16 protein-coding genes and 1 other RNA gene are annotated in these 14,267 nt (G+C 35.0%); 15 read left to right on the forward strand and 2 right to left on the reverse strand.

The window, feature by feature from the left end; translation table 11 throughout:
• The first annotated feature begins 38 nt into the window (after positions 1-38).
• The 3 genes from QQS35_RS10265 to QQS35_RS10275 are packed head-to-tail and all read left to right on the forward strand — an operon-like array spanning position 39 to position 1,727.
• Positions 39-722: a DnaD domain-containing protein gene (locus QQS35_RS10265; protein WP_285931979.1), complete on the forward strand. Its 684-nt coding sequence runs from the start codon at positions 39-41 to the stop codon at positions 720-722.
• A gap of 14 nt (positions 723-736) precedes the next feature.
• Positions 737-1,402 (forward strand): endonuclease III, encoded by a 666-nt coding sequence (nth, locus tag QQS35_RS10270; RefSeq protein ID WP_285931980.1) that lies wholly within the window; start codon positions 737-739, stop codon positions 1,400-1,402.
• Positions 1,395-1,727: a YpoC family protein gene (locus tag QQS35_RS10275; protein ID WP_285931981.1), complete on the forward strand. Its 333-nt coding sequence runs from the start codon at positions 1,395-1,397 to the stop codon at positions 1,725-1,727. Before nth ends, QQS35_RS10275 begins: the two co-directional genes overlap by 8 nt.
• Before the next feature lie 50 nt (positions 1,728-1,777).
• Here the strand turns inward: QQS35_RS10275 and QQS35_RS10280 are convergent, their stop codons facing one another.
• A complete protein-coding gene (locus QQS35_RS10280) occupies positions 1,778-4,411 on the reverse strand; it encodes a transglycosylase domain-containing protein (RefSeq protein ID WP_285931982.1) in 2,634 nt (877 codons plus the stop codon).
• Positions 4,412-4,429: 18 nt separating this feature from the next.
• Entirely contained in the window at positions 4,430-5,017 is a 588-nt protein-coding gene (recU, locus tag QQS35_RS10285; protein ID WP_285931983.1) for a Holliday junction resolvase RecU, read from the reverse strand.
• A 103-nt stretch (positions 5,018-5,120) separates the two neighbouring features.
• Between recU and QQS35_RS10290 the strand changes: the two genes are divergently transcribed.
• From QQS35_RS10290 to QQS35_RS10345, 12 genes are all read left to right on the forward strand, one after another.
• Positions 5,121-6,092 carry a DUF2515 family protein gene (locus QQS35_RS10290; protein WP_285931985.1) on the forward strand — a complete coding sequence of 324 codons (972 nt, stop codon included), beginning with the start codon at positions 5,121-5,123 and terminating at the stop codon, positions 6,090-6,092.
• Positions 6,093-6,405: 313 nt separating this feature from the next.
• Positions 6,406-6,732, forward strand: a complete 327-nt coding sequence (locus QQS35_RS10295) for a hypothetical protein (RefSeq protein WP_285931986.1) — start codon at positions 6,406-6,408, stop codon at positions 6,730-6,732.
• A gap of 32 nt (positions 6,733-6,764) precedes the next feature.
• Positions 6,765-7,115 (forward strand): DUF1798 family protein, encoded by a 351-nt coding sequence (locus QQS35_RS10300; protein ID WP_285931987.1) that lies wholly within the window; start codon positions 6,765-6,767, stop codon positions 7,113-7,115.
• Between the two features lie 88 nt (positions 7,116-7,203).
• Complete coding sequence (locus QQS35_RS10305; protein ID WP_285931988.1) at positions 7,204-7,602, forward strand: cytidine deaminase; 399 nt, start codon at positions 7,204-7,206, stop codon at positions 7,600-7,602.
• 99 nt (positions 7,603-7,701) lie between these two features.
• Positions 7,702-8,103 (forward strand): CotD family spore coat protein, encoded by a 402-nt coding sequence (locus tag QQS35_RS10310; RefSeq protein ID WP_285931989.1) that lies wholly within the window; start codon positions 7,702-7,704, stop codon positions 8,101-8,103.
• A gap of 78 nt (positions 8,104-8,181) precedes the next feature.
• Complete coding sequence (locus tag QQS35_RS10315; protein WP_285931990.1) at positions 8,182-8,748, forward strand: DUF1273 domain-containing protein; 567 nt, start codon at positions 8,182-8,184, stop codon at positions 8,746-8,748.
• A 62-nt stretch (positions 8,749-8,810) separates the two neighbouring features.
• Positions 8,811-9,116 carry a cell division regulator GpsB gene (gpsB, locus tag QQS35_RS10320; RefSeq protein ID WP_285931991.1) on the forward strand — a complete coding sequence of 102 codons (306 nt, stop codon included), beginning with the start codon at positions 8,811-8,813 and terminating at the stop codon, positions 9,114-9,116.
• Positions 9,117-9,227: 111 nt separating this feature from the next.
• Positions 9,228-9,609, forward strand: an RNA gene (gene rnpB / locus QQS35_RS10325) — RNase P RNA component class B.
• 94 nt (positions 9,610-9,703) lie between these two features.
• Positions 9,704-10,840 (forward strand): THUMP domain-containing class I SAM-dependent RNA methyltransferase, encoded by a 1,137-nt coding sequence (locus tag QQS35_RS10330; protein ID WP_285931993.1) that lies wholly within the window; start codon positions 9,704-9,706, stop codon positions 10,838-10,840.
• Between the two features lie 24 nt (positions 10,841-10,864).
• Entirely contained in the window at positions 10,865-12,364 is a 1,500-nt protein-coding gene (locus QQS35_RS10335) for a carboxypeptidase M32 (RefSeq protein WP_285931995.1), read from the forward strand.
• Positions 12,365-12,794: 430 nt separating this feature from the next.
• The gene (locus tag QQS35_RS10340) at positions 12,795-13,097 is read left to right on the forward strand and encodes a hypothetical protein (RefSeq protein ID WP_285931996.1); all 303 of its coding nucleotides are present in this window, start codon (positions 12,795-12,797) and stop codon (positions 13,095-13,097) included.
• A gap of 62 nt (positions 13,098-13,159) precedes the next feature.
• Positions 13,160-14,239: a saccharopine dehydrogenase NADP-binding domain-containing protein gene (locus tag QQS35_RS10345; RefSeq protein ID WP_285931997.1), complete on the forward strand. Its 1,080-nt coding sequence runs from the start codon at positions 13,160-13,162 to the stop codon at positions 14,237-14,239.
• Positions 14,240-14,267 lie beyond the last annotated feature (28 nt).

The following is a 14,267-nucleotide window of genomic DNA, read 5'->3' on the forward strand; positions in this document are numbered from 1 at the left end:
GGGGCTATTCATGATATAATGATTGCTGAGGTGAAAATATGACTAATAATTATTCCTATCAGTCATTCTTAAAAGATCAGGTCATCATTCCTTCAATGTTGCTAAAAAAATACTCATTACTTGGTTTAAATGAGTCAGAAGTGATGTTGATTTTACAGATTCATCGGTTTTATATGGAAGGTAACAACTTTCCTACACCTGATGAATTAGCTAATTATGTAACACTGACAGAACAAGAATGCTCTATGATATTACGAAAGCTAATTCAAAAAAACATCATGACGATTGAACAAAATAATGATGATAATGTTTTAAATGAACAGTATTCATTAGAGCCATTATGGCTTAATTTATATACAGAAAATAAGAAGGAAGAAAATAAGTTATCAAATGACCAAACAAATATTTTTATATTGTTTGAACAGGAATTTGGCCGTCCACTCTCTCCATTTGAGATAGAAACCGTAAATATTTGGATTGATGAAGAGGAACAACAGCCCGCGTTGATTAAAGCAGCACTCCGTGAAGCCGTATTAATGGGTAAGCTTAATTTTAGATATATTGATCGAATATTAAGAGAGTGGAAGCGTAAAGGAATTCGCTCAGTCGAACAAGCCAGAAACCATAGTAAAGCATTTCATTCGAATCAGAATAATCAAGACAACAAAAGTCAAGAACCAAAAAGAGATGTGTCATTATATTATAACTGGCTAGAAGATTAGTAGGGGGAAAGGCAATGCTAAATAAAGCACAAATTCGGTATTGTTTAGATGTTATGAAGGAAATGTTTCCAGAAGCTGAGTGCGAACTCGTTCATAAGAACCCTTTTGAACTTGTTATAGCTGTCGCACTTTCTGCTCAATGCACAGACGCTTTAGTAAATAAAGTAACAAAAGGTTTGTTTGAAAAATATAAAACACCAGAAGATTACTTAGCTGTGTCATTGGAAGAATTACAACAAGACATACGGTCCATAGGTTTATACCGAAATAAAGCTAAAAACATTCAAAAGTTATCTCAAATGTTGATTGATGATTATCAAGGAGAAGTACCATCATCCAAAGCGGAGCTAGAAAAACTTGCAGGTGTTGGGCGGAAAACAGCGAATGTTGTTGCATCCGTAGCATTTAAGGAGCCAGCAATTGCAGTTGATACACATGTGGAACGGGTGTCAAAACGCTTGGCTATATGTAAGTGGAAAGATTCAGTTATTGAAGTTGAAAATACTTTAATGAAAAAAGTGCCCAAAGAAGAGTGGAGTGATACACATCACCGAATGATTTTCTTCGGCAGGTATCATTGTAAGGCGAGAAATCCTAACTGTAGCGAGTGTAAGCTACTTGATATATGTAGAGAAGGTAAAAAAAGAATGAAGGTAAGAGAGAAGGATATGAGTGTTTGACGCAGGGGTACAAATAATAAATAACTGGAAACAACAAACGGATAATCTAGCTAGTCTTTTTAGTGAAAGAAAATATCAACAAGCAGAAAAGCCAATGGTCCAGTATATCAAAGACTTTAATCAAGCTCTTTATATCGTTAACAAGCAAACATTACATCAAAATATAGTGGACTTTAAGTACAAGCCTGTTAATGTGGAGGAACGAATTGCATTCATTAGCAATCAACCTCGACAATATCATAGCTATATTCAATTAAATGAATTATTTAAGGAACTAGAGAAAATTTATGCCAGAGCCACCATAATGGAGAAAAACAAAAATTAATGAGAAAAGCACAACTACTTTTAAAAGAGTAGCTGTGCTTTTTTAAGATGTTATGCTGAAATTTTCCTAATAGCATACATTTCAGATTGATCATTCAGAATGATGCTACTTGTTGGCTGTGGCTCTGGCTCCTCTTCAAGCGGAAGGTCACCAGGGGTTTCAGGATTTTCATCCTCTTCCCCTTCAGCCGGATCGCCTTCTTCTTCAGTGGTATCATCATTTTGGTCACCATCATCACCTGTATTACCACCACCGTTGTTTTCGCCATTACCATTACCGTTTCCATTGTTACCATTACCATTACCATTTTGCTCTTCTGTATTTTCCTCTTCCTCAGGAACTTCTTCTTCAACTTCCTCTTCAGGAATTTCAACTTGTACAGAAGCTGCTTCACTCACATTACCTGAGTTTTGATCACTAGAAACAATTACTTGTACAGTATAGGTTGTTCCTTGTTCTACGTTTTCAATAACGAGTTCTTTTTCCTTGGTTGTTGTTAATTTATTTACTGAACCATTCGTACCAGCACTTACTTCAAATGAAACTGGTTTATTATCATCTTCATCATAATTCCATTCAACATTTATCAATTGATTTTCTTCATTATAAGTTGCTGATAATCCACTTACTGGATCCAACTGATCGTATTTCTCGGATGTTTTTGTTGGTTCAGTACCCTTTACAAACAACTCAGTTACTTTTTCAGAGTCTGGTGTATACTCACTTGGAAGTTTAGCAGGGTTGGACCCTTTTTCCACGGTTACTTCCACAACCGAACTTGGTCTTTGGAAATCAGGTGTATCAATATCTTTTGAAATTTCACTCATCGTATATTTGAACAGGCGTTGCGCAAGTTTTGTATCAGTTACGGTTCGCTCGTGTTCATCATAACCAGTCCATACCGCTACCGTATAATTTGTTGTATAACCACTAAACCATGAATCAGGGCTACCATCTTTCCCTGTAAGGTTGGTCGTACCGGTTTTTCCTGCTACTGGCAGACCAGAAACTGCTGCTTCTGTTCCAGTACCAGGTGATCTTAATACAGATTTAAGCATATCCGTCACCATATAAGCAGTATAGTCTGACATTACAGCTTCTGGTTGTGTTTTAAATTCTTCTGTGCGATTGTCATTATAGACTATTTTTGTTACGGCATAAGGCTCATTGTAGATACCCTCATTTCCAAATGCGCGATAGGCACCTGCCAATTGTAGTGGTGTAACTCCTGTCTCAGTACCACCAATAGCATCCGTTATTGTTACAGAATCATTCGCAAATTCGATGCCGAGATTATTTGCAAATTCTTTTGCAGGACCATAACCAACTTCTTCTAATGTTTTTACAGCAGGTATGTTATAAGACCTTTGCAGAGCATACCTAGCTGTAATCCATCCATGACTCACTTCGTCCCAATTTAAAATGGTAGAATCTGTACCCGCGATCTTATATGCACCATCATCATTAATTTGATGATAGGTAGACCATTTTAAATTCTCAATCGCAGGTCCATAGGAAAGAATTGGCTTAAACGTGGATCCAGGTTGTCTTCCGTCTCCATCAATAGCATAATTCCAACCATCATTTTCTCTATTTCTACCCCCACCAATTGCGCGAATAGCCCCCGTTTTAGTGTCTAAAACGGTCAAACCAGCTTGGAAATCTTCATCTGGATAAGTAATTGGATTACTTTCACTGTTACTTAACAAAAATTCCACATGTTCTTGTGCACTTCGATCCAAGGTTGTATGAATATCTAAACCATCTTTATATATATTTGCACCAGTTTTTTCTTCCACTTCGTCAGCAATCTGTTGAATAAACGCTTCGTATTTCGTTGAGTCGGGACGTTTTTCAACAAGCATAGATTCGACCGAAACATCCATCGCCTCATCAGCTTCTGCTTGAGTGATTTTACCGTGTTGGACCATTAAGCTTAGAACTGTATTCATTCGTTCCTTAGCTAAATCCGGATTTTCAAATGGATTATATGCAGTTGGGCGTTGAGGTAAACCTGCAAGCAAAGCTGCCTCTGGTAAAGTTAGCTCTTGTAAGTTAGTTTTGCCAAAATATATCTCTGCTGCTTTAGCAACACCATATGCATTCGCACCGTAAAATATTTTATTTAAGTACATCTCCATAATTTCTTCTTTAGAGTAATCACTATCTATTTTAACTGCTAACCATTGTTCTTGAACCTTACGTTTTATTGTTTTGTCACTAGACAGAAAAGAACCTTTGACAACCTGTTGTGTTATTGTACTAGCACCTTGAGAACCAAAACCATCTGTGACGTTGGCAATAATGGCGCCACCAATTCTTCTGAAGTCAATTCCTGAATGTGTCATAAAACGTGCATCTTCCGTAGCTATTACCGCATCAATTAACACATCTGGTAAATCATTATAAGTAATTTTAGTTCTTTTTTCGGTTCCTAAATCTGCAAATATTTCCCCGTCCATATCACGGATTTTTGTTGATGCAGGGTCGGACAATAGAGCAGAATCAATATCGGGTGCTGTCGCAACATAATATCCAAACACAGTTCCGACACCTAGCCCTGTCACTAAAATTATAATTCCTACTATTAAAAATAATTTTTTCCATATAGGTTTTTTCTTTGATTTTTTTTGGTTCTTTAGTTGTTGTCTTCTTGCTGTACGAGATTGGCTTTCATTTGCCATAACTCATCTTCCTCCGTTCTAAAAATAAAGCTGGTCTATGATGGTTAAATAGTCAACCCTTGCCTGATATTTGAAAGGTATTAATTCACCAGCTTCTTTAATCTTGTTATATGGTATAGATTTTTTTCCTCCATTATATTGACTTTCCCAGTAAGGAAAAAGTTTCACAGCAGGCACAAAAAAAGTTTCGTCATGAACAGCAAATCGGATAATCATAAAACAAATTCCACCGTGATTACAAATAGATAACATATGACTTATTTGATGTTCATGAATATTTGCCAAAGGAAATGATGTTTTATTTTTTGTTTCCTTAGCTTCAAAATCAATATATCTTTCTCGATAAATGCCATTGTAATCGGTGGTGGATGCTTGTTTAAAGTATCCTTCTTTAATAACTGCTGCACTACGTTTTGGATAATCTACTTTGACTATTTGAACGGGTGTTGGTTTTTTATGGATGATTGCTTTATTTGAATGAAGATAAAATAAATTTGTCTCGTTAATATCTTCTTCTAATGTCATTCCACGATTACTAAAACTCGTCCTACTGCTTCCAACTTTCTTAAGTTGTTGTGATGGTTTCTTGCCATTTGGATAGTTCAACTTTACTCCCCCTAATCCATGAGAGTATCATACCAAATTTTTCTCGTAAACGATAATAAAAATAAATAGTTAAGAAAATACTAGTCTTATCTAGGAGGCACGTATGAATATCATAAACAAGCTCGAGACCGATTATATTCATTATATAAAAAAAAAGACCCAACAAGCGAACAAAGATAATATTTCAAGAACGATGACTTATCAAAAATTTTATAAAATACACCCTGAAATTAAATGGTCTTTTCTAGCTAGTATGGTGTCAAGAAATGCTGGATGGAACATGACAGATTTGAAGACCAGTGTTTATAAAAGCTTTTTAAAACCTAGAGTACGAAAACAATTGTTTTCTACGTATGAACGTGCAAATTGGTTAATCTTTTCAGATGCGTATCCCCAATTGTTGTTATATCAAATTTCTTTGCATTTGAATAGACCTATGTTTCACCTTTTATCTAGTTTTTCTGTTTCTACGTTCATGGTTAACGAATGGTTCCATTTCTGGAAATATAAAAATCAACAAAGATTACTAACTGCATTAATTATAAATGAACAGAACGTTATCCAATCACCCGTTCCAAAACACCCTTTCTACAAGCATCATGTATTTATGAATTGGCCATATCTCTTACAAGACTTTTTTTTTATGAGTGTCGTATTATTTCCAACTAGAAATGGTTTTATTTATGCAACAAACGTTCATGACTTTACTAGTCTTACAAAAAGAATAAAATTAGGAAAAAAATTAGCTAGTATTTTATTTCATTGTGACCTTTATCAAGACTTCTACGACTTTGCTGTACATACAGAACATACTGGTTCTCGTTCTGATTACCAATCTTATTTAAAGAATAGCGATGGTTATCCCTCTCCTATATTACGAAAAGTTTATCCAATAATAACCCATCAAGATAAAATTCGTAAGGACTGGTTCCTTAATGGGGGTGTGAAAAAGAAATGGTGGAAGCCAGAAATACAACTTGTAGAGGACAATCATTGGAGTGTTTTTTGTAAAAAACGTAAAATCATAAACGATTTTTATAAAGTTAAAAATAAACTAAAGAAGACCTTTGCATAGAGTGCAAAGGTCTTTTATCATTAATTAGTGATTATACAGATGGGCGGTCTGGACCTTCTAATTTTTTATTGCCATATCCAGCGCGTTTTTCTTCTTGTTGTTTTACACCGTTTTTCTTATCATTACGTTTCATTTTTTTATTGCTCATCTCAGAATCCCTCCTTTAACTATAGTTTGATTCAAATCATTAAAAAAATACGGCATTATTTCACTAAAAATGTATGTTTTCTTCTAGTTTTGTCGCTTGTGCAGGGGAGATTTATGTATTGGCGAATTAGAATTATTAAGAGAAAATTTTAAAGGAGGAATATACATGAGTCTTGCGATGAAAGAAGTGTATCATGAAAAAAAATCTGTATCTAAAAAGGATTTTGAAAAGGGATATATGGACTTGATGAATCATATCCGAATCATTGACCAAAAATTGTCTACAAAGGCAGATGAGGTTGTTCTAACGATGACACTCGCTCACCGACAGGAAATTGAAGAATTGCAAACAGAAGTTATGAACCTACACGCAGAAGTGAAAAGGTTGAAGCAGGAGATAAGGACACAAGAAACAAAGCGAGTGGTATCAAGTATGAAATCCGTACATCCTTTTAGAAATTGGTTCAAAAAAATGCAATTTGCCCGCAAATAATATAAAGTAAATACGAAAGGCGGGATTTTTGTATGGAATTTAAACGTATGACATTAGAATTAAAAGAAAGATTAGATAGATTAGCACAATATTATCTTGAAAATGAAAAACCGAAAGATAAAAGGGATAAAGATTTTTTTATGTTTGTGAGAGAACAAACGACTCCTACATTTCAATTATTACAAGAGTGGGAAATGGAAGCACTAAAATTTGTGAAAAACCGTGATGTTCGTGTACATCCACAACAAGTTTCATCAACAAAAGAAAATATGGATTTATTATTAATGCATAGCTATTACATTGATGTTAATCGAAAAAGATACATGAATTTAAATAAGTCTGTTCACTATGTATTTGACATATTGTTAGAGGACTTAAATTAAATTATGTATCTTTTGGGTTTTTTTTTGATAAAATAGGTGTAATAACAACTTGTTCTCACTATTTACGATGAAAAGGATGTTGCTGTAGATGGACAAACTTAATTTAATTGAAAAAGCAAAAGAAGCAAGAGAAAAAGCTTATACACCTTACTCAAAGTTTCAAGTAGGTGCAGCTCTACTGATGAAATCAGGAAAAGTTTATTTAGGGTGCAACATTGAAAATGCCGCTTATCCCGTAAGCCTTTGTGCGGAGAGGGTAGCGATATTTAAAGCAATTTCTGAAGGAGAAACAGACTTTGAACAGTTAGCTGTTGTTGCGGATACAGACCGTCCAGTACCACCGTGCGGTTCATGTAGGCAGGTAATGAGTGAATTCTTTTCAAAAAGTATGGATGTACACACAAGCAATCTTCATAATAAAGTTAAAACGATGACAGTAGAAGAATTATTACCATTTTCTTTTGAACCGAGTGATTTAACCAAATAATTTAAAAAACTTATACAAAATTAGGTAGTTGGCTCAGACACGTCTCCTCTTCTTAACATAGGTTACTAGTGAAGCTATAATAAAGAGAGGAGATCTTTTATGAGTCATCACAAACCCTTTGGAATGAATTGCGGATGCCCACCAGAAACATTGGTGTATCCAACAAAGTATAATCAAGTTGACACATGCAGTGAGAATACTGTAAATCACGTTCATCCTTCACACACTACGGTAGTTAATCATCATCTAACAAAAAATAAACATGTATACCCACACTCTACTTCTTATGCTACGGATGTAAATAGCGTAGATGTGTACGGTGGATCATATCAGGTTCCAGCTCCACCTAGACCAAATGTTCCTGCGCAAGCACCTTATGGAGCTCCAGTGCCACCTGCAGGACCAGGTATGGGAGCTTACCCTGGAGTAGCCCCAAGACCACCAGCAGGACCAGTGCCAGGAGCGGCACCGGGACCTTTTGGCTTTAGAGGCAGAAAATAACAAACTTAGTAAGTTGAAAAGGGCTGGGTATCCCCCGGTCCTTTTCTTAATTTTAATTTTAAAAAGGATGTACATATCATGAAGGTTTTAACAGTTACAGGATATAAGCCAATTGAAATGAGCATATTTAAACCAAACGATAAAAAGATAGTTTATATAAAGGAAGCAATAAAAAAAAGACTTGTCTCTTTCATTGAAGAGGGATTGGAATGGGTTTTGTTATCAGGACAAATGGGTGTGGAATTATGGACAGGCGAGGTCATACTTGACTTGAAAGAAGAATATGATATAAAAATAGGCATTATCCCTCCATTTCTAAATCAGGAGTCGCGCTGGCCAGAGCATTATCAAGCCACTTTTGAGGAAATGGTCTTACAAGCAGATTTTCATCAACCTCTGTATCAGGATGAATATAAAGGACCCTTTCAATTTAAGGCAAGAGATCGTTGGTTGATTGAAAAAAGTGAGGCCTGTTTAGTTTTATTAGATGAGGAATATCCAGGGAGTACAAGGTTTTTTCTAGAAGAAGCAAAGAAATTTAATGAGAAAAAGGGATACCCTATTTATACCATTACACCCTTAGATTTGGAGGACACAGTTCAAGAATTACAACTTAATAATCCTGACTATTGGAACAATGATTGACATTTCCTACTTTATTTGAAAAAATAAAGGATAAGCTCTGTGAAATATGAGGTGAATATTTAATGACAATAGAACGAACTCAGTTAAACGCCAAAGATATATTAGAAAAGAACTTTAAAACTTCTATGCGTGGATATAATCAAGAAGAAGTAGATGAATTTTTAGATGCTGTTATTCAAGACTACGAAAGTTTTAGCCAAGAAATTGAGCGTCTAAGACAGGAAAATGAGCGTTTGAAAAAACAAACAGATTCATCAGCAACTAGAACTAGACCTTCAGCATCTAGTCATCAGGTCAATTATGATGTTTTAAAGCGGTTGTCCAATTTAGAAAAGGCTGTATTTGGGAAGAAGTATGCTGATTCGTAATAATTGTAAAATGTAGCGTTAATTACCAATGATTTAGTTCCTATGATATGGTATGATAAAATCATTGACGCGCTACAAAGAAATTATTACAATAGATTAGCACATAAATGAATGTTTTGGTAATCGCTGCGTTATTTAGTAACGTAGAGGAAAGTCCATGCTCACACAAGCTGAGATTGCTTGTAGTGTTCGTGCTTGACGAAATCATAAGTCAAGGTAACCTATTGGTTAACGGCAGGGAAAATATCTAAGTCCTTTGGGATATGATATTACGACCTTGAAAGTGCCACAGTGACGGAGTCGGGTAGGAAACTGCTCGAATGGAACGAGGTAAACCCCACGAGTGAGCAACCCAAATATTGGTAGGGGCATCCTTGATTAGGGAATTCAACCGAAAAAGGGACAAGCATTGTCTTGTAGATAGATGATTACTACTTGCGTACGAGGCTGACCACCGTTTGCAGTACTATAGTACAAAACATGGCTTATAAAACATTCATTTGGTCTATAATAATAATGAGTTAACCCTTTCTAAATGGATAAAGCTTAGAAAGGGTTTTTAATATTGTTTAGAAGGGACTATACATATGACAAAAACTGTTACTTTAATTGCAACAGCGGCAATGGGTTTAGAATCGATTGTAGCTAGCGAGGTTCGTGATTTAGGCTATCAAGACGTAACTGTCGAAAATGGTAAAGTTGTTTTTCAAGCGGATGTTTCTGCCATTCCACGCTGTAATTTATGGCTTCGTACGGCTGATAGGATCAAAGTACTCATCGGGAAATTCGAAGCAAGAAGTTTTGATGAATTGTTTGAGAAAACAAAAGCGTTAGATTGGCACGAATATATCCCAGAAGATGGTGAGTTTCCTGTAATCGGAAAATCTGTGAAATCTCAATTATTTAGTGTTTCTGATTGCCAAGCAATTGTAAAAAAATCAGTCGCAGAAAAGCTAAAACAAAAACATGGAATTGCATCATGGTTAGAGGAATCAGGCGATCTTTATCGAATTGAAGTTGCTATATTAAAAGATGTGGTTTCACTTACATTAGACGCATCAGGAATTGGTCTACATAAAAGAGGCTACCGTATTGGTCAGGGCGAAGCACCTTTAAAAGAAACATTGGCTGCAGCCCTGGTAAAGTTAACGAACTGGCGTGCTGATGAACCGCTCGTTGATCCATTTTGTGGTTCGGGTACCATTGCTATTGAGGCTGCATTAATTGGTCAAAATATAGCTCCAGGCTTTAATCGTGAATTCTCATCAGAAAATTGGGGTTGGATTGGTTCTAAACATTGGGAAAAAGCTTTAGAAGAAGCAGAAGATCTAGCAAATTATGATCAAGTCTTAGATATTACTGGTTCCGATATAGATCACAGAATGGTTGAAGTTGCAAAAGCTAACGCCATTGAAGCGGGGTTAGGTGATCTAGTTTCTTGGAAACAAATGCAAGCGAGAGATTTTAACCCGAAAAAAAACAATGGGTATGTAATTGGTAACCCGCCTTATGGTGAACGTATCGGTGACAAAAAAGAAGTAGAAACAATGTACAAAGACTTCGGAATAGCAATGCAAGACTACCCATCTTGGAGTATTTATATTTTAACTTCAAATGAACATTTTGAAACCTTTTATGGACTCAAAGCAACTAAGAAAAGGAAGCTATTTAACGGCTTTATTAAGACAGACTATTATCAGTATTTTGGTAAGAAAGTGAAATAAAAAAATTTGAAGGGACTGGAGTTATTGGAAGAGTACACAAAATTAGAAACTGACTTTTTGAATTTATTAAAAGAACAAAGTGCTTACGGTGAAGCGTTAGCTTTAATTCAATGGGATTTAAGAACAAAGATTCCAAAAAAAGGCGTAGAGCAACGTTCTGAAGTGATCGGTGTATTATCGCAAAAATTGCATCATTTATCAACATCTGAACAAATGAAAAAAATTATTGATCAATTAAAAAATAAAACCGATAATAAAATCATTCAAAAAGCTGTAGAAGAATGTGAAGAAGAGTTTGAACGAAATCGTAAAATTCCCGAGGAAGAGTATAAACAATTTATTATGCTACGCTCTAAATCGGAATCAGTATGGCAAGAAGCAAGGGAAAAAGACGATTTTACATTACTTCAGCCATATTTAGAAAAATTAGTAGAGTTTAACAAAAAGTTTGCTGATTACTGGGGTTATGAAAAAAATAGATATGATGCCCTTTTACATATGTATGAGCCAGGAGTAACTACAGAGATTCTTGATCAAGTATTTCCTGCATTGAGGGATTCACTATCAGATTTAGTTAAGAAAGTGAATCAGGCTAAAAATAAGCCCAATCCAGACCTATTGCAACATCATTTCCCAAAACAAAAACAAGAACAGTTCAGTTTAGAAATATTAAAACGAATGGGTTATGATTTTGATGCTGGTCGTTTAGATGAAACAGTGCACCCATTCGCAATTTCAGTGAATTCAAGCGATGTTCGTGTAACAACAAGATATGATGAAAAGGATTTTCGGATGGCGATTTTTGGCACAATACATGAAGGTGGCCATGCGTTGTATGAACAAAATATTTCAGGTGATTTAGCACAAACGCCATTATCAAGTGGTACATCTATGGGCATTCATGAATCACAATCACTATTTTGGGAAAATTTCATTTCACGTAGTAATGGATTCTGGTCAAATCATTACGATTTATTTAAATCAATAGCACCAAATGAATTTCAAGACGTTGATTTTAATGACTTTTATCGTTCAATAAATGAAGTGAAACCATCACTTATTAGAATTGAAGCTGATGAAATGACCTATTCTCTCCATATTATGATACGATATGAGCTAGAAAAGGCTTTGATTAATGATGAAATTGAAGTCAAGGATCTACCGGAATTGTGGAATCAAAAAATGGAAGATTATTTAGGGATTAAACCAACATCCGACAAAGATGGTGTGTTGCAAGATATTCACTGGTCAGCGGGTGACTTTGGTTACTTCCCGTCTTATGCATTAGGTTATATGTATGCAGCGCAATTTTATAACGCGATGAAAAAAGAAATGGACATGGACTCAATTATTCGTGCTGGGAATTTCACTGAAATCAAAGAGTGGCTTACGAACAACATTCATCAGTATGGAAAAATGAAAAAACCACTACAACTATTAAATGATGTGACTGGAGAATCATTGAACCCAGAGTATTTAGTAGACTATTTAACCGAAAAGTACTCGGAAATATACGATCTTTAAGTGGATGAAAAAAGTAAAAACACGACAGAAAAGTATATCACTAGGTGATGTGCTTTTTGTTTTGTTGAAAAATGATGTAGTGATCGGTTTAAAATCCTGTTCCAGTTACACGTAACCAAGACTAAGTAGCTAGACCATAAACTGCCTTGCTTTTTGAGATTGATTGAGAATACAGTGAAAGTAATCCATTTTTATAGCTTGAGTTCTTTTTTGATGAAACTCTCATATATTCTTTAATGGCATTATGTGGTAAAATGAATGTAATAAGAAATGTCTTCTGGAGATTTTGTAATTATCTATCCAAAATTCATCTCGTTATTGTTCGGGCTAGTAGTTTTAAAAATCAATATTTTCAGTCATGATATAAGAAGTGCCATTAACCTCTAATTGAGGTCTTTTTTATAGCTTGTAAAAAAAGGAGTGTTTTTCATTGTTTGTAAATGAACTTAATAATCTTCAATTCTATAGTCAGCTTTCCTTAAAACATGTAGAAGACCGACTTCTCATTACTGCAGATTTTCCGCAACAATTCCTTATCGACAATAAGATGATAGAACCTTTTCTATACGTTACGTTGTATGTTCGAGGTGGTGTTATGGTTAAGATCATAGATGAAGGGACAGCAAAGCTGTACACACCATCTAGAAAAGAATTCGATCCAGACACGTTCAAACAAATCGTACAATTCGCCATGGATCACTCGCAGCAATTTAAAAATCAATCGATTAAATAATGCGTGTTCTTTTTCATGCGAGAATTTGTTTATATAACTGATGGAAAGGAATTCACTAATAAATGAAAATGGTAATGGTTGCAGGAGCTTCTGGAGTTCTAGGACGATTAGTGTGTGAGGAGTTACTTCGCATTTTTGGAAATCAAATGAAACTGGTCGTTGCTGATTACCAAGAGGATAGGGGTAAACAAACAGCATCATCGTTAGGTGAAGATGTTGGCTTTAGATATCTGAATGTAAAAAATGAAAATAGCATAAAGATGGCGATTGATTGTTTAGACGTAGTAATTGTTACGACAAAACAAATTGATCCATTGATACAATCTACTTGTATTAAGAAAAATATATTATGTCTAGATGTCACCCCATTTCAAAATTTTGTAGCAAAAGTGCAAAATCTAGATGATGATGCAAAAGAGAATGGGGTATTGTCCATTGTCATGTCTGGCTTTTTACCTGGGTTATCTGGATTAATGGTTAAAGAAGCAGTTTCCGTATTTCATAAAATAAACAATATTAACATTGGACTTATGCAAAATACAAATGCAAAAGCAGGTATAACAGGGATGCTAGATATGCTGAAAATAATTTCACAAGAAGTAACGTATATCGATGACAAAAAATCACACCAATTACCTGGTTTTAGTAAGAAGGAAAATATGTATTTTTATGAACATAAAAAGGTAAAGAAAGTAAGGTTAATAGACCACACGGAGAAAAGGATGTTAGAACAGTACTTAAATACGGATAGAATAAATTATTATACTTCATGGAATAATCCTTTTCTCAGCAAACTAATTTCCTCACTAAAACGAATTGGTGTTCTTCGTATAATCGATAAGTTAGATAGAGATTTACTGGGAAAACTTGTTAAACATAACCCTGATAAGCGGGAAGAAGCTTTTTTAACAGTGGAAGTTAGAGGAGTAATTAACAATAAAGAGTGTAGAAGAGTTATGGCTTTTTCGACCTTTTCTGATTATCATACAACGGCAATGGTTACAGCGGCTCTCGTGAAATTTGCATTGCGTGAAAAATTCAGTGGTGTAGTTTTTCCTACTGATATAACAAGTTTTGAAGAGGTGATTTCAGAAATAGATTGTGATCGTATGAAGTTCAAATCGTTTATAGTCGACGATTAGTAAAATGAATATTTTCGAAAAGAACAAA

The sequence above is a fragment of the Aquibacillus rhizosphaerae genome (assembly GCF_030282825.1).
Classification (GTDB): Bacteria; Bacillota; Bacilli; order Bacillales; family Amphibacillaceae; genus Aquibacillus_C; species Aquibacillus_C rhizosphaerae.